Here is a 15,222-nt window from a genome sequence, read left to right as displayed (position 1 = left end):
GAGGACGTTCATGCTGCAGGGCGCTCTGGCCGGTCTGGCCGCCGGCGGGCTCTACGCGGTGCTCGCCGTCTGCCTGACCCTGATGTCACGGCTGGTGCGGGTGGTCAACTTCGCCCAGTCCGCGACCGGGATGTTCGGCTGCTACGTCGCCGTCTTCCTCGCCGTCCACCTCGGCTTCCCGTCGTGGCTGGCGACCCTGGCCGGGATCCTCCTCGGCGGCGCGCTGAGCGCGGTGCTGGGCTGGATCGTCTCGACGTGGCTGGCCGAGGCGGACACGGGCACGCGCTCGGCGGCGACCGTCGCGGTGCTCCTGCTGCTGATCTCCCTGGCGTTCATCCTCTTCGGGAACAAGCCCCAGCCGTTCCACCCGCTGCTGGCCGGGCCGGCGTTCACGGCCGGCGGGGTGGTGGTCAGCCAGGTCACAGTGGTGACGGTCGCGCTGGCGGTGCTGGTCGCGCTGGGCTGCCGGGCTGTGCTGACCCGGACTTCGCTGGGCGTCCGCCTGCGGGCCCTGTCCGAACGCCCGACGACGGCGGAGCTGCTGGGCATCCCGGCCCGGCCCCTGTCGGTGGGGGTGTGGACGGCGACCGGCGTGATCGCCACGCTCGCGGTGTCGATCGTGGCGCCGTCGCAGTCGAACGACCCGACGTCACTGGCGATGCTGGTGGTCCCGGCCGCCGCGGCGGCGCTGCTGGGCAGCTTCCGGCGGCTGGACCTGGCGGTGGCGGGCGGGCTCGTGCTCGGCATGGCGCAGGGCGCCCTCGCCCAGAGCGACCGGCTTTCGGTGCTGCGGTACTTCCTGCCGTTCCTGGTCATCGTGGCACTGCTGCTGTGGACGCAGCGCAAGGAGGTCTGGGATGCGGCTCGCTGAAAACCCGCTCGCGCGGGCCGGTCTCCCGCTGCTCGTCGCGGCCGCCGCCGTCGCGGTCGGCTACGCGCTCAGCGTCGGGCTGGCCGGGTACTTCGTCTACCTCGGGGTCAGCGCCGTCGTCGCCGCCATCGCGCTGCTCGGGCTCGGGGTCGTCACCGGGACCGCCGGGATGATCTCGCTCTGCCAGCTCACCTTCGCCGCGGTGGGGGCGTTCGTCGTCTCCGCGTGCAACGTCGCCGGGGTGCCCGGCGGGTTCGGCACCTGGCTGCTGCTCGGTGGCCTGGCCGCCGCCGCGGCCGGGGTGCTCGTCGGGCTGCCCGCGCTGCGGCTGCGGGGCATCACCCTCGCGGTGGTCACCCTCGGGCTCGCCGCGGCCGCCGACCTCACCCTCGTGCAGATCCAGTTCCCCGGCGCCACCGAAGGCGTCTCCGTCGAACGGCCGGCGGCGTTCTCCGACGACCGGTCCTACTTCCTGTTCGCCGTGCTCGTGCTGGTCGCCTGCGGACTGGCCGTGCACTTCCTGCGCCGCGGCCGCTGGGGCAGCAGCTGGCACCTGGTCGCCTTCTCCGAACGCGGGACCGCCGCGGTCGGCGCGGGCGTGCGGACGTCCAAGCTCACCGCCTTCGCGGTCAGCGCCGCCCTCGGGGGCATCAGCGGCGGCCTGCTCACCGGCCAGGTCGGGCTGGCCTTTCCGGCCAGCTTCACCGCCATCCAGTCCCTCGCCCTCTACGTGCTGGCCGTCATGTCCGGCGCGCACCTGATCGACATGGCCGTCTTCGGCGCGCTGCTCTGGGTCGCAGTGCCGGAGCTGCTCAAACGCTGGGGCGTGCCGCAGGACTGGGGGTTCGTCGTCTTCGGCGTGCTCGGCGTCCAGGCCCTCACCAGCCGCGGCAACCTCGGCACCGCCGTGCGGGCCCTGTGGTACCGCCGCCGGACCCGCATCACCTCCGAGCTGACCGGCATCGCCGACGTCGAGCCGGTGCCGATCGGCGATCCCGTGCTCGAAGTGCGCGGGTTGAGCGTCTCGTTCGGACACGTCACCGCACTGTCCGATGTGGACATCACCGTGCCGGAACACGGGATCCTCGGCGTGATCGGCCCCAACGGCGCCGGGAAGTCCACCTTGGTCGACGCGCTCAGCGGCTTCCTCCCCCGCGCCACCGGCACCGCCACCCTCGACGGCCGGCCGCTCACCGGCTCGCCGGCCCGGCGGGCCCGCGGCGGGCTGCGGCGGACCTTCCAGCAGGACCGCGTGCCACCCGGCCTCACCGTCGGCGCCTACGTGCGGTTCGTCGCCCGGCGGCGGCTCGCCGCCCGCGAGATCGCCGAGGCACTGGCGTTCTTCGGCTGCCCAGGTCCGGCGACACCGCTGTCCCGGGTCGACGCGGGCGCGCGGCGGCTCGTCGAAGTCGTCGGGCACCTGCTCGCGAAGCCCCGCGTCCTGCTGCTCGACGAACCGGCCGCCGGGCTGCCGCACGAGGAGCACGTGGCCTTCGGGCGGCGGCTGCGGCAGGTCCCGGCCCGGTTCGGGGTGTCGGTGCTGCTCATCGAGCACGACCTCGACCTCGTGCGGTCGGTCTGCGACACGCTCACCGTGCTCGACTTCGGGCAGGTCCTGGCGAGCGGGCCGCAGGCGGACGTCCTGGCCGACCCGGCCGTGCTGAAGGCGTACATGGGCGAAACGGAGCTGCTGTGAACACGTTGCGAGCCGACGGGCTGACGGTCGAGCGCGGGGCGGGCCCGGTCATCCGGGACGTCGGGTTCACCCTCGCGCCCGGCCGGATCACCGCGCTGGTCGGGCCGAACGGCGCCGGGAAGACGAGCCTGCTGGAGGCCCTCTCAGGCGTGGTGCCACCGTCGGCCGGCCGCGTCCACATCGGCGGGGTGGACGTCACCCGGCATTCGCGGGTGGCGCGGGCGCGGCTCGGGCTCGCCCACATCGAACAGGGCCGGGCGGTCTTCCCCGGGCTGACGGTGCTGGAAAACCTCCGCCTCACCGCGCGCACCCCGGCAGCCGTCGACGAGGTCCTGGCGCTGTTCCCCGAACTCGGGAAGCGGCGCGACTCCCCGGCGGCGCTGCTCTCGGGCGGCGAGCAGCAGATGGTCGTGCTGGCGCGCGCGTTCGCCGCGCGCCCGGCGTTCCTGCTCATCGACGAAATGTCACTGGGCCTGGCGCCGGTGGTGTTCACCCGCCTGCTGCCCGTGGTCACCCGGTTCGCCGCGGAGGGGGCCGCGATCCTGCTGGTGGAGCAGTTCACGCACCTGGCCCTCGGTGTCGCGCAGGATGCGGTGGTGGTCTCGTCGGGCCGCGTCACCTACTCCGGCGACGCCCGGACCCTGCTCGACTCCCCCGCCACCCTGCACACCGCCTACCTGGGGGCGTGAACCCACGCCCCCAGGCGGCTCACATCCCGGCGCGCTCGAAAGCCAACGTCGGCAGGTCCACCGCGTGGGCACCGCCATCGGCGACGATCACCGCGCCGGTGATGTACGACGACTCCGCCGACCCCAGGAACCGCACGATCGCCGCGATCTCCGCCGGCTCGGCCGGGCGCCGCAGCGGGACCTCGGCCGTCACACGGCGGTAACCCTCGTCGTGGCCGCCGGTGAACCCGGCAGCCACGGCGAACTGCGCCATCTCACCGTCCGCCATCGGCGTGCGGACCCAGCCCGGGCAGACCGCGTTCGCCCGCACCCCGCGCGGCCCGAAGTCACGGGCGATCGAGCGGGTCAGGCCGAGCAACGCGTGTTTCGCGACCGTGTAACCGGCGACGTTCGGGCCGGCGAACAACCCGGCCAGAGACGACACCACGACCACCTGCCCGCCGGTCTCCACCAGCGACGGCAGCGCGGCCCGGCAGAACACGAAGGCACTCGACAGGTTCGAGCGCAGGGCCAGTTCCCACTCGTCGTCGCCGGTGTCGACCACCGACGACAGGCCGTGCCCGCCGGCGTTGGCCACCACGACGTCCAGCCGGCCGAACCGGCCGACGATCTCCGCGACCGCCGATTCGGCGTCGGCCCGCACGCTCGCGTCGCCGGCGATGACGTGCGCGCCGGTCTCCGCGGCCACCTGCTCGAGCGGCTCGCGCCGCCGCCCGAGCACGACCACGTGCGCACCCTCGCCCGCGTAACGACGAGCGACCGCGGCGCCGATGCCGGTGCCGCCGCCGGTGATCGCGACGACCTTGCCTGATGAGTCCGACGAGTACACTGTGGATCCTTTCTCACGCAGGGAACGCAGAACGCGCCGACATCCCGAAGTCGGCCAGCAGGGCCTGGCCGTTGACCGGCCGCGAAGCCGGGGACGCGAGGAACAGCACCTGCCGGGCGACGTCCCCGGCGGCCTGCACCGGGAACGCGGGATCATCCAGGACGGGGCCGAGGTCGGCGCGCGCCATCGGTGTGTCCACCACCGACGGGCAGACACAGTTGACCCGGACGCCCGGCACCTCCACGGCCAGCGCACGGGTCATCGCGACCACCGCACCCTTGGACGCGCAGTAGGGCACCATCCCCGGCGCCGCCGTGAACGCCGAGTCGCTCCCGAGCAGCACCACCGCACCACCGTCGCCCAGCCACGGCAGCGCGTGCTTGACCAGCAGGAACTGCCCGGTGACGTTGACCGCCAGTACCCGGGCCACGTCCTCGGCCGTGGTCGCGGTGAGCGGCTTGCCGACCGGACCGGAGATCCCGGCGCAGCCGACGACGACGTCGAGACCGCCGAAGCGACGAGCCACGGCGTCCACCGCGGCCGCCAAGGCAGGCTCGTCGGTGACATCCGCCTGGACGACGTCAGGACCGGCCGCCCGGTCGACGACGCCGACGCGGGCCCCCTCGGCGCGGAACGCCCGGACGCAGGCCAGGCCGATGCCGGACGCACCGCCGGTCACCAGGACCGCCTTCCCGGCGAGATCGGTTCGCATGCGCCCATCCTCACCGCGGGCACCGCCCGGATGGTTGGCCGCCAGCGCAGCGTTGTTGTCCGCCGCCGCACGAGCGGTACCGCACGCGCCGACCGCGACCGAGACTCGACGGGGTGAGCACGCTCTCCGACACCTCGACCTGGCTCCCGCTGGACGGCCTGGCCCCCGGCTTCGACGCCAACAAGGCCCCCGTCACCGGCGACCTGGACGGCCGGACCTTCGACCTGCACGACGACGGCTCCGGCCACTCCGTCCGCATCACCGGCACCACCGTCACCTGGGACGGCTCGGCCGCGCCCGCCGAAACCTTCCTCGTCGACGACGACCTCTACTACCTCCAGTTCCACCCCGCGGCCCGCGAAGCCGTCTCACTCCTGCTCGACCTGCGCAACGGCCGCGCCCTCGTCGTCACCACCACGATCGGCGACCACGGCACCCCGCGCGTCACCCAGCAGTTCCGGCCCGCCACCCTCGGCGGCACCGAAGCCCGCGGCGAGCCGATGGCCCCGAGCACCGCCCTCACCGGGCGGCGCGTCCTGTGGGTCTACAGCCCCGAGCACGCCTACGAGCACGTCTACCTCAGCCCGCACTGGTACACCTGGCAGTGCCTGGCCGGCCCCGAACGCGGCCTCGCCGACACCGACGAGAACACCGTCTACCGCGTCCGGCCCGGCATCCACGTCTTCGCCTGGCGGGAGAAGGTCATCCCCTGCGCGTCGGTCACCGTCGCCGACCACCGGGACGCCCGCCGCCTGCGCTCCCACGGCGTCCTCTTCGGGCTCGACGGCACCGGCGAACACCCCACGCACTTCACCTTCGGCGCGCACGGGCGGCTGCTGAGCACCACCGTCCACCCGGCCGGGCTCGACCCCGCGGAGGACTGAACCGTGCCCGCCGACCTGCTGCTGACCAACGCCGTCGTGTACACGCTCGACCCCGCGCGGCCGTGGGCATCCACCCTCGCGGTGTCCGGCGGGAAGATCACCTCCCTCGAAGACACCGGCCCCGCGACCGAAGTGCTCGACCTCGGCGGCGCGTTCGTCATGCCCGGCCTCGTCGACGTGCACAACCACCACGCGCTGGCCGGCCGCGCCGAACTCTTCGAGCTCACCTTCGGCGCCGGCGCGGACCTGCCGGACATCCTGGCCGCCGTCCGCGCACGAGCCGCGTCGCTCGGCCCGGAAGAGTGGCTGACCGGCGGCGCCTGGGCGTCCACTCTGGTCTCCCGGCTCTCTTCGGCCGACGCCCGGCGCGCGCTCGACGACGCCGCGGGCGGCCGGCCCGTCTCGCTGTCGGACGACAGCAGGCACAACCGCTGGGTCAGCACCCGCGCCCTCGAACTGGCGGGCATCACCGCGGCCACCCCGGACCCGCCCGGCGGGGTGATCGTCCGCGACGGCGGCGAACCCAGCGGACTCCTGCTCGAAGCCGCCGGCGTGCCGGTCGAGCGCCTGGCCGGCGACCTGACCCCCGCCCAGCACCGGCGCGCGTCGAAGCGCGCGATCGAAATCCTGCACGGCTTCGGCGTCACGGCGTTCCAGGACGCCGGAGTGTCCACCGACATCCTGGCCGCACTCCGCTCCCTGGACCTCGACGGCGAACTCGACGCCTGGGTCGTGTCCTCACTGCTGGTCAACGACCCCATCTTCGGCGTCGACCCGGTCGGCGCACCGCTGCTGGAGGTGGCGCAGCAGTACCGCACCGAGCACCACCGCCCCGACTTCGTCAAGATCTTCCTCGACGGCGTACCACCGACCCGCACCGCGGCGTTCCTCGAGCCGTACCTGCCCGACGAGACCCACGGCGCCTGCTTCCACGGCACGACGACCATGTCCCCGGACGAGCTGACCGAGTGGCTGCTGAAGGCGGCCGACGCGGGCCTCTCGGCCAAGGTCCACTGCACCGGCGACGCCTCTGTCCGGCAGTTCCTCGACGCCGTCGCCCAGGTCCGGGCCGCGGGATTCGCCGCCACCCGCTTCCAGGTCGCGCACGGCCAGTTCGTGCACCCCGACGACCTCCCGCGGTTCGCCGCACTGGGCGTCGCGGCGGACATCTCACCGTTCCTGTGGGTGCCCGGAGTGATCCCCTCGGCGATCGCCGACGTCCTCCCGCCCTCGCGCGCCGCGCGGATGCAGCCGAACCGGACCCTGCTGGACACCGGCGCACTGGTCGCCGGCGGATCGGACTGGCCGGTCAGCGAGTCCCCGAACGCGTGGGAAGGCATCGCCGGGCTGGTGACACGCGAGGACCCGCACGGCCGCCGTCCGGGCGCGCTGTGGCCGGAGCAGGCGATCACCCTGGCCGAGGCGATCGAGGTGTTCACCCTCGGCGGCGCCCGGGCCTGCGGCCTCGACGACGTCACGGGCGCGCTGACCCCGGGCCGGTCGGCCGACTTCGTGGTCCTGGACCGCAATCCGTTCCGGACCGCGCAGGTGTGGGACACCCGCGTCGCCGAGACGTGGTTCGCCGGGCGGCGCGTGTTCCGGCGCTGACCCCGGACTGTCCTCGACCACACTTTCTCCTACACTGGTAGAGAAACCAGTGCGGGAGGTACCGGGTGCCCAAGATCATCGACCACGACCAGCGGCGCAGCGACATCGTCGACGTGACGTGGGACCTGATCGTGCGCGGCGGCATCGAAGCCGCCACCATGCGGGAGATCGCCGCCGCCGCGGGATTCGCCAACGGCGCTCTCAAGCTGTACTTCCCCAGCAAAGAAGACATCATCGCGGCCACCTACGAACGGGCACTGGGCATGATGCGCCAGTACGTCGCCCTCGACGGCCTGCGCGGGCTCGCCGCCCTGCGCGAGCTCTGCGTGTCGTCCATGCCGATCGACGAAACCCGGATCACCGCCGGCCGCGTCCTGCTCATCTTTTGGCAGATGTCTCTGGCCAACCGGCGCATGCACGACAAGTACCTCGAACACGTCCGCGAATGGCGCGGGCTCCTGCACCGCTTCCTCACCGAAGGCCGCGAAGACGGCGACATCGTCACCACCACCCCCGACGAGCAGATCGTCGACGAAATCGTCCTGCTCAACGCCGGCGCCAACGTGATGAGCCTGGTGGCGGGTGAGTTCTCCACGATCGACCTCCAGCACCGGCACCTGGAGTCCCTCCTGGACCGCCTCACCCGCCCCTGACCTCAGTCGAAGACCCCCCGCAGGTACGCGGCCACCTCGGCGTGCGACCGCGCCGACGCGGGCAGATCCGTGTACAGCCCGTAGAAACCGTGGATCTGCCCGGCGTACCGGTGGACGTCCACCGCCACCCCGGCCTCCGCCAGCCGCCGGGCGAACGCCTCCCCCTCGTCACGCAGGACGTCGTACTCCGCCGTCAGCACCAACGCCGGCGGCAACCCCGCAAGATCCCGGCACCGCGAAGGCAGCACGTACGGGTCCTCCAGCGAAGCCGGCGCGTACTGGGCGAAGAAGAACCGCATCGCGTCCGCCGTCATACCGTAGCCCGTCGCGAAGTCCACATAGGACGCATGACCGTCGTCGGGATGGCCGAACACCGGGCAGACCAGCACCTGCGCCGCGACCGGCGGACCGCCACGGTCCCGCGCCATCAGCGAGACCACCGTGGACAGGTTGCCCCCGGCACTCTCGCCACCGACCGCGATGCGCGACCCCACCACCGCCGGACCCGCCCCACCCGCCGCCAGCCACTCCAGCACCGCGTAACAGTCCTCAGGCGCCGCCGGGTACGGATTCTCGGGCGCCAGCCGGTACTCGACGGCCGCGACCGCCACCGACGCCGCCGCGCACACCGCCCGCGAAGCCACCTCGTTCTCCTCGATCGAGCCGATCGTCCAGCCGCCGCCGTGGATCCACACGAACACCGGCACCGGACCCGCCGCCTCCGGCAGGTACAGCCGCACGCGCAGGTCACCACCCGGCCCGGGCACCCGGTGCTCGGCCACCGAAGCCACCGGCGCCACCGCGCCCGGCGCCGGGCGCGACGCCGCGAACGCGGCCCGCAGCTCGACCGCCGTCATCGGCCGGGCGGGACCGCCGGAGCTGCGGGCCAGCAGCGCCCGCACCGCGGGATCGAGACCCGTGCTCACACCGCCTCCGCGACGAGGACCCGCGGCGAACCCGGCAACGTCAGCCGGTCCACCGGGCGCCACCCGGCGCCGGCCAGCCAGCCGCGGACGTCCCGCTCCGGGTACACCACCGTGCCGTCGATGACCAGGTACTCCCCCGCGTGGAGCGCGTCCAGGGCCCGCGGTTCGGGATCTTCGTCCAGGAAGAAGTCGAGCAGCAGCAGCCGCGCCCCCGGAGCCGCCGCGGCCCGCGCGTGCCGCAGGATCGCCCGGTTCTCGTCGACGGAGAACCGGTGGACCACGTGGTTGACCAGCACCAGGTCGAACTCGCCCACCGGCTCGGCCTCCGCGGTCGGTGCGCCGACGACGGTCGTCCGGCCGGCGAACTCCGCGACGGCCGCGGTCACCGAGTCCACCGACCGCGGGTCGTAGACGAAGGTGGCCCGCAGGACGTCGTTGACGTGCAGGGCCTGCAGCGCGAACTCGGCGGAGAGCCCCCCAGGTCCAAGAGGTTTTTGTATCCGGTGAAGTCGAAATTTTTCGACAACATCCGAGCGTGTAGGGCGTTATACACCATGACTCCGGCGAGAAAAGTGGTCCAGCGGTCGCCGGCGAGGTCGAGTTCGCCGGGTTCGCCCGTGTCGGTGGTGTGGGTGAACTGGAGCCAGTGGGGGTAGCTGATGGTTTCGAGGAAGGTCAAGAAGGGTGCGAGGTCCAGACCTCCTCCCCCGAGGTACTCGGCGGTGTCGGCGCCGAGGGTGTAGCGACCGTCCACGCGGGACAGCAGGCCGCGCGCGGCGAGGGCGTCCGCGAGGATGCGGACGATCTTCTCCGGCTTGCCGGTGCGCTCGGCCAGCTCGCCCGCGTCGAGCGGGCCGGCCGCGAGGGCCGGGAACAGGCCGATCCGGTTGGCGGCGAAGAGCTGCTGGGCCGCCATGTAGCCGACGGCGGTTTCCACGATCCGGTCGGGCGTGGCTGGGGTGGTCGTCACGTCGTTCTCCTTCTGTTCGACGCGGACACTCTACATCCGTAGATAAAAGAATCCAGTCGCGGATTTCGCCCGCACAGCAACAAAAAGCCGTGATGTTTCAACTTCCTACGTTTGTAGAATAAAACCATTGACACGTCTCCCGGCCAGTGTCAACATGCGTAGAACTACCCCTGCCGGTGCCCGGCAGTCCGGCCCGCCCCCTCGTGGCGGGCACGAGGAAGGGGAATCCATGACGCTGCTCGAAATCCGGGAGCTCACCGTCGGCGTCGTCACCGACGACACCGAGCGCGAACTCGTGCGGGAGCTCTCCCTCGATCTCGGGCAAGGACGGACGCTCTGCGTGGTCGGCGAGTCCGGCAGCGGCAAGACCGTGACCGCCCTGTCGATCATCCGCCTGCTCGAGTTCGTCGCCCCCGTCCGCACGCGCGGGCAGATCGCCTTCGACGGCGTGGACGTGACGAAGCTGCCCGCCGACGCGATGCGCGCCTACCGCGGCCCGCGGATCGGCATGATCTTCCAGGAGGCCCTGGACTCGCTCAACCCGGGCCGCCGCGTCGGCCCCCAGCTGGCCGAGGCCTACCGCGAACCCGGGTCGCTGCCCGGACAGGCCGCCCGCCGCGGCAGCCCGCTGCGCAAGCGGGCCGAAGCCAAGGCGAAGCGCCTCCTGACCGAGGTCGGCCTGACCGACACCGACCGGATCCTGCGGCTGTACCCGCACCAGATGTCCGGCGGCATGCAGCAGCGCGTGATGATCGCGCTCGCCCTGATGGCCGACCCCGACCTGCTGATCGCCGACGAGCCGACCACCGCCCTCGACGTCACCACGCAGGCGGAGATCCTCACGCTCTTCGACCGCGTGCGCCGCGACCACGGCACGGCCTGCGTGTTCATCACCCACGACATGGGTGTCGCCGCGCAGGTCGCCGACCGGATCGCGGTGATGTACCGCGGCCGCCTGGTCGAGGTGGGCTCGCGCGACGAGGTGCTGACCCGGCCGAAGCACCCGTACACCCGGGCGCTGCTCGGCTGCGTGCCGCAGCTCGGCGTCGACCGCCGGGACGGCTTCCCGACCATCTCCCCCGCCCTGCTCGAATCGGCCATGGCGGGCGAAGCGACCGAAGCCGTCGAAACCCGGGCGTTGAAGCCGCGGCCGCCCCGCGACCACGACGGTCCGCCGCTCAGCGTCACCGCGGTGTCCAAAGTGTACGGCCGGAAAGGACACCGGGTGCAGGCCGTGCGGGACGTCTCCCTCGAGCTCCCGCCCGGGGAGTTCTTCGGCCTGGTCGGCGAATCCGGCTCCGGCAAGTCCACGCTCGGCCGGCTGGTCAGCGCGCTGGAACCGCCGACGTCCGGCACGGTCGTCTTCGGCCCGCACGGGATCACGCCGGCCGGGCTCACCGGCGACGAACGCACCTTCCGGCGGCGCGTCCAGCTCATCTTCCAGGACCCGCAGAGCTCGCTGGACCCCCGGCACACCGCGGCGCGGATCATCGCCGAGCCGCTGAAGGAGCTGACCCCGCTGCGCGGCGCCGACCTGGACCGGCGGGTGGCCGACCTGATCGACGAGGTCGGCTTGCCGGCGGACACCGCGGGGAAGCTGCCGTCGCAGCTGTCCGGCGGCCAGCGCCAGCGCGTCTCCATCGCCCGGGCGATCGCCGCCGGGCCCGAGCTGATCGTGGCCGACGAGCCGACGTCGGCCCTGGACGTCTCGGTGCAGGGGCAGGTGATGAACCTGCTGCTCGACCTGCGCCGCACCCGCACGCTGAGCCTGCTGTTCATCACCCACAACCTCAGCCTCGTGCTGTCGGTGGCCGACCGCGTCGGCGTGATGTACCGCGGCGAACTGATCGAGACGGGGACGCCCGAGGAGATCCGCCTCTCCCCCCAGCACGACTACACCCGGCGGCTGCTCGCCGCCAACCCCGACCTGCCCGCCCTCCCCCACACAGGATCGACGCGCCCATGAGACGAACTCCCCTGCTCGCCGCCCTCGCCGCCGCGGCCACGCTGCTGGCCGGCTGCACGGGCAGCGCCGGCACCACGGCCGCCGCCGACGGGCCGCCGGTCCGCGGCGGCAACCTCACCGTCGCCGTCCCGACCGATCCGCAGTCGCTCGACATGGTCGCCAACCCCGGCCAGGTGACCGCGCAGATCGGCAACATGATGTACGAGAAGCTGTTCGAGGTCGACCGGCACTTCGTCGCCCGGCCGATGCTCGTCGACACCTACACCACCAGCCCGGACCGGCTCGCCTACACCTTCAAGCTGCGCCAGGGTGTCACGTTCCAGGACGGCAACCCGCTGACCGCGAACGACGTCGTCGCCAGCCTGCAGCGCTGGCAGAAGAGCCACCGCACCGGCCAGCTCGTCACCCCGGACATCGCCGCCATCACCGCCCCGGACCCGGCGACGGTGCGCATCGAGCTCAAGCGGCCCCGCTACCCGCTGATCGACGAGCTGGCCGGCGCGGGCACCGAAATCTACGAGGCGAAGAACCTGGTGGGCCTGCCAGCCACCGGCTTCGGCCAGGACAAGGCCGTCGGCACCGGACCGTACAAGCTGAAGAGCTGGGACATCGGCCAGCAGCTGGTGCTGGCGCGCTACGACGGTTACCGGTCGCGGGCCGAAGAGGACTGGGGTGGCCAGGCCGGCGCCAAGCACGCCTACCTCGACACCATCACCTACAAGGTCGTCGGCGACCAGGACGCGCTGGTCAACGGCCTGCAGACCGGCCAGTGGGACCACGCGATGCCGGCCAACGACCAGTACGAGCAGCTCAAGGCCAACCCGAACCTGGTGGTGCACAACCTGCCGGGCGGCAACGAGAACGTCGTCATCCCGAACTTCAACCCCGGCTCGAAGTTCGCCGACCCGCGGGCCCGCCAGGCGCTGAACCTGCTGCTGGACAAGCCGGCCATCAACGCGGCGACCGGCGGCAGCAAGGACCTGACCATCGAGACGGGCGCGTTCGCCTCGCCGGACAACAAGGCGTCCTACTCGACCGCCGGTGAGTCGGTCTACCGGGAACACGACCCGGCGCGCGCGAAGCAGCTGCTCGCCGAGGCCGGCATCACGACCGGAGCGACGATCCACATCGTCACCACGAACTCCTACCCCGAGTTCGGCAAGTGGGCCGTGCTCATCCAGGACGCGCTCGGCAAGATCGGGCTGCAGACCAAGATCGACACCTTCGACTTCGCCACCATGCTCGGCACCCTGACCAAGGACCCGGGCGGCTGGGACATCACGACACTGTTCTTCGACTCGTCGCTGACCTCGCCCGCCCAGATGCCCGCCCTCACCCTCGGCACGCTCAACGGCTCGTCGTCGCCGGAGCTCGACGGCCTGCTGGCCCGGTTCAACGCCTCGACGACACCCGAGCAGGCCAAGGCCGTGATCGACAAGCTGCAGGCGTTCACCTGGAAGCAGCTGTCGGTGATCACGCTCAGCCAGTCGAAGCTGTGGGCGGCCTACACCCCGCGGCTCAAGGGCTACGGCGACTTCTACCGCGTTTTCTGGAACTCCTGGCTGGCCGCATGACCGGGGTGCTGCTGCGCCGGCTGCGCGACCTGCTGATCATCCTGGTCATCGTCGGCACGATGATGTTCTTCGTCATCCGGCTGATCCCGGGTGACCCGGCCCAGGCCATCCTCGGCCCGACCGCGCGCCCGGCCGACGTCGCCGCGCTGCGGACCAGCATGGGCCTCGACGGTTCGCTCTGGCAGCAGTACCTGAGCTGGGCCGGGCACGTGGTGCGCGGCGACTTCGGGACGTCGATCACGTACCACCAGCCGGTCCTGCAGGTGGTGGCCGCGCACATCGTGCCGACGCTGACCCTGGCCGTGCTGTCCACGATCATCAGCTTCGTCCTGTCGGTGGCGATCACCTCGTGGCAGGCTGTGTCGCCGCGCAACCCGGTGGCCCGCACGCTCGACCGGCTGTCTTCGCTCGGGATGGCCATGCCGGACTTCTGGATCTCGCTGGTCCTGGTGCTGGTGTTCTCGGTGACGCTGCGCTGGTTTCCCTCCAGCGGCTACCACGACCTGGTCACCGACCCGGTGGCCGCGGTGCCGGCGCTCGTGCTGCCGGTGACCGTGCTCGTCATCGGGCAGACGGCGCTGTTCGTGCTCACCCTGCGCGAGAGCGTGCTGGGCGAGCTGCCGCTGGCCTACCTGCGGACCGCGCGCGTCAAGGGGCTGCCGGAACGCCGGGTGCTGCTGAAGCACGTCCTGCCGAACGCGCTGATGCCGCTGGTGACGCAGCTGGGCAGCAACTTCGCCATGCTCGTCGGCGGGATCGTCATCATCGAGTCGATCTTCGTGGTGCCCGGCCTCGGCCACCTGCTGATGGGCGCGGTGTCCACCCGCGACTTCCCGCTCATCCAGGGCGTGACGTTGTTCGTCGCGGTGCTGTTCGTGGTGGTCAACCTGCTGGTCGACCTCTCGTACGCGCTGCTCGACCCGAAGGTGCGTGTCGCATGAGCCTCGCCGTCGCCGAACCGGTCCCCGCGGTCGGCACTCCCCCGCCGCGCCGCGCGGCGCGGGTGTTCCGGCGCAACCGGACGCTCGTGGTGTGCTCGGTGCTGCTCGGCCTGATCGTCCTGGCCGTGCTCGTCCTGCCGTTCTTCCTGCCGAGCGTCAGCGCGACCGACCCGGTGCACCGGCTGCTGCCGCCGTCGGCCGCGCACCCGCTCGGCACCGACTCCTTCGGGCGGGACGTCCTCGCCCGGCTGGTGTCCGGCGGACGCGCCTCCCTCGGGCTGTCGGCGTTGATCACACTGTGCGCGGCCTGTTCCGGCATGGTGATCGGCCTGGTCAGCGGCTTCTACCGGGCCGCGGACGCGGTGCTCATGCGGCTGATGGACGCGTGGATGTCGTTCCCGGCGATCATCCTCGCGATGGCGCTGGCCATCGCGCTCGGCGCGAGCATCTGGACCGAGCTGATCGCGCTGACGGTGATCTTCACGCCGTTCACCGCCCGCGTCATCCGCAGCCGCGTGCTCGGCATCGCCGGGCGGCAGTACATCGGCGCCGCCCGGGTGTCCGGGATGAGCCGCGGCAAGATCCTGCTCGTGCACGTGTTCCCCAACGTGCTGCCGCTGGCCCTGGTCCAGGTCGTCATCCTCGCCGCGGCCGCGATGCTGGTCGACGGGGCCATGAGCTTCCTCGGCCTCGGTATCGCCCCGCCCACCCCGACCTGGGGGAACATGATCGCCGAGGGCCGGTCGTACCTGGTCACCGCGCCGTGGCTGGTCGTCGTCCCCGGCGTGACGATCATGGTCTGCGTGCTGCTGCTCAACCTCATCGGCTCCGCGCTGCGGATCGCCGTCGACGCCCGCGCCCGCACCCTCGGCGAGCTCCAGCGCCTGCGCCGTGCTTCCTGAG

Annotated in this window: 15 protein-coding genes; 10 read left to right on the top strand and 5 right to left on the bottom strand. The window is 72.2% G+C overall.

Features of this window, described 5'->3' with window-relative positions:
- Positions 1-10: 10 nt before the first annotated feature.
- The 3 genes from ACLJOU_RS10350 to ACLJOU_RS10340 are packed head-to-tail and all read left to right on the top strand — an operon-like array spanning position 11 to position 3,256.
- Entirely contained in the window at positions 11-871 is an 861-nt protein-coding gene (locus ACLJOU_RS10350; RefSeq protein ID WP_410565691.1) for a branched-chain amino acid ABC transporter permease, read from the top strand.
- Complete coding sequence (locus ACLJOU_RS10345) at positions 858-2,567, top strand: ABC transporter permease subunit (RefSeq protein ID WP_410565688.1); 1,710 nt, start codon at positions 858-860, stop codon at positions 2,565-2,567. Before ACLJOU_RS10350 ends, ACLJOU_RS10345 begins: the two co-directional genes overlap by 14 nt.
- Positions 2,564-3,256: an ABC transporter ATP-binding protein gene (locus ACLJOU_RS10340; protein WP_410565685.1), complete on the top strand. Its 693-nt coding sequence runs from the start codon at positions 2,564-2,566 to the stop codon at positions 3,254-3,256. The genes ACLJOU_RS10345 and ACLJOU_RS10340 overlap by 4 nt, the downstream gene beginning before the upstream one ends.
- A gap of 19 nt (positions 3,257-3,275) precedes the next feature.
- Here the strand turns inward: ACLJOU_RS10340 and ACLJOU_RS10335 are convergent, their stop codons facing one another.
- Positions 3,276-4,049, bottom strand: coding sequence for an SDR family NAD(P)-dependent oxidoreductase (locus ACLJOU_RS10335; RefSeq protein ID WP_410566682.1), 774 nt, complete (start codon positions 4,047-4,049; stop codon positions 3,276-3,278).
- 49 nt (positions 4,050-4,098) lie between these two features.
- Positions 4,099-4,797, bottom strand: coding sequence for an SDR family NAD(P)-dependent oxidoreductase (locus ACLJOU_RS10330; RefSeq protein WP_410565682.1), 699 nt, complete (start codon positions 4,795-4,797; stop codon positions 4,099-4,101).
- A 113-nt stretch (positions 4,798-4,910) separates the two neighbouring features.
- On the opposite strand from ACLJOU_RS10330, the gene ACLJOU_RS10325 reads away from it, so the two are divergent.
- The 3 genes from ACLJOU_RS10325 (at position 4,911) to ACLJOU_RS10315 (ending at position 7,942) form a co-directional block, all read left to right on the top strand.
- Positions 4,911-5,681 (top strand): molybdenum cofactor biosynthesis F family protein, encoded by a 771-nt coding sequence (locus ACLJOU_RS10325; RefSeq protein WP_410565679.1) that lies wholly within the window; start codon positions 4,911-4,913, stop codon positions 5,679-5,681.
- A gap of 3 nt (positions 5,682-5,684) precedes the next feature.
- Positions 5,685-7,289, top strand: coding sequence for an amidohydrolase (locus ACLJOU_RS10320; RefSeq protein ID WP_410565676.1), 1,605 nt, complete (start codon positions 5,685-5,687; stop codon positions 7,287-7,289).
- 65 nt (positions 7,290-7,354) lie between these two features.
- On the top strand, positions 7,355-7,942 hold the full coding sequence (locus ACLJOU_RS10315; RefSeq protein ID WP_410565673.1) for a TetR/AcrR family transcriptional regulator: 588 nt from the start codon (positions 7,355-7,357) through the stop codon (positions 7,940-7,942).
- A gap of 2 nt (positions 7,943-7,944) precedes the next feature.
- On the opposite strand, the gene ACLJOU_RS10310 is transcribed toward ACLJOU_RS10315, so the two are convergent.
- The 3 genes from ACLJOU_RS10310 to ACLJOU_RS10300 are packed head-to-tail and all read right to left on the bottom strand — an operon-like array spanning position 7,945 to position 9,838.
- Positions 7,945-8,868, bottom strand: coding sequence for an alpha/beta hydrolase fold domain-containing protein (locus ACLJOU_RS10310; protein ID WP_410565670.1), 924 nt, complete (start codon positions 8,866-8,868; stop codon positions 7,945-7,947).
- On the bottom strand, positions 8,865-9,254 hold the full coding sequence (locus ACLJOU_RS10305) for a methyltransferase domain-containing protein (RefSeq protein ID WP_410565667.1): 390 nt from the start codon (positions 9,252-9,254) through the stop codon (positions 8,865-8,867). Before ACLJOU_RS10305 ends, ACLJOU_RS10310 begins: the two co-directional genes overlap by 4 nt.
- Positions 9,251-9,838, bottom strand: coding sequence for a methyltransferase dimerization domain-containing protein (locus ACLJOU_RS10300; protein ID WP_410565664.1), 588 nt, complete (start codon positions 9,836-9,838; stop codon positions 9,251-9,253). The genes ACLJOU_RS10305 and ACLJOU_RS10300 overlap by 4 nt, the downstream gene beginning before the upstream one ends.
- 229 nt (positions 9,839-10,067) lie before the next feature.
- Between ACLJOU_RS10300 and ACLJOU_RS10295 the strand changes: the two genes are divergently transcribed.
- The 4 genes from ACLJOU_RS10295 to ACLJOU_RS10280 are packed head-to-tail and all read left to right on the top strand — an operon-like array spanning position 10,068 to position 15,221.
- Entirely contained in the window at positions 10,068-11,804 is a 1,737-nt protein-coding gene (locus ACLJOU_RS10295) for a dipeptide ABC transporter ATP-binding protein (protein ID WP_410565661.1), read from the top strand.
- Positions 11,801-13,378 (top strand): ABC transporter substrate-binding protein, encoded by a 1,578-nt coding sequence (locus ACLJOU_RS10290; protein ID WP_410565658.1) that lies wholly within the window; start codon positions 11,801-11,803, stop codon positions 13,376-13,378. The genes ACLJOU_RS10295 and ACLJOU_RS10290 overlap by 4 nt, the downstream gene beginning before the upstream one ends.
- Positions 13,375-14,319: an ABC transporter permease gene (locus ACLJOU_RS10285; protein WP_410565655.1), complete on the top strand. Its 945-nt coding sequence runs from the start codon at positions 13,375-13,377 to the stop codon at positions 14,317-14,319. Before ACLJOU_RS10290 ends, ACLJOU_RS10285 begins: the two co-directional genes overlap by 4 nt.
- Entirely contained in the window at positions 14,316-15,221 is a 906-nt protein-coding gene (locus ACLJOU_RS10280; RefSeq protein WP_410565652.1) for an ABC transporter permease, read from the top strand. Before ACLJOU_RS10285 ends, ACLJOU_RS10280 begins: the two co-directional genes overlap by 4 nt.
- Position 15,222: the final 1 nt, after the last annotated feature.

Source organism: Amycolatopsis sp. cmx-4-61, assembly GCF_046548775.1.
Lineage (GTDB): Bacteria > Actinomycetota > Actinomycetes > Mycobacteriales > Pseudonocardiaceae > Amycolatopsis.
The sequence above is the reverse complement of the archived record's forward strand: the minus strand, read 5'-3'. Positions and strand labels throughout refer to the sequence as shown.

Coding starts and splice junctions, on each gene's coding strand:
- ACLJOU_RS10350 (WP_410565691.1), top strand. CDS start 11: ATGCTGCAGGGCGCTCTGGCCGGTCTGGCCGCCGGCGGGCTCTACGCG.
- ACLJOU_RS10345 (WP_410565688.1), top strand. CDS start 858: ATGCGGCTCGCTGAAAACCCGCTCGCGCGGGCCGGTCTCCCGCTGCTC.
- ACLJOU_RS10330 (WP_410565682.1), bottom strand. CDS start 4,797: ATGCGAACCGATCTCGCCGGGAAGGCGGTCCTGGTGACCGGCGGTGCG.
- ACLJOU_RS10295 (WP_410565661.1), top strand. CDS start 10,068: ATGACGCTGCTCGAAATCCGGGAGCTCACCGTCGGCGTCGTCACCGAC.
- ACLJOU_RS10290 (WP_410565658.1), top strand. CDS start 11,801: ATGAGACGAACTCCCCTGCTCGCCGCCCTCGCCGCCGCGGCCACGCTG.
- ACLJOU_RS10285 (WP_410565655.1), top strand. CDS start 13,375: ATGACCGGGGTGCTGCTGCGCCGGCTGCGCGACCTGCTGATCATCCTG.
- ACLJOU_RS10280 (WP_410565652.1), top strand. CDS start 14,316: ATGAGCCTCGCCGTCGCCGAACCGGTCCCCGCGGTCGGCACTCCCCCG.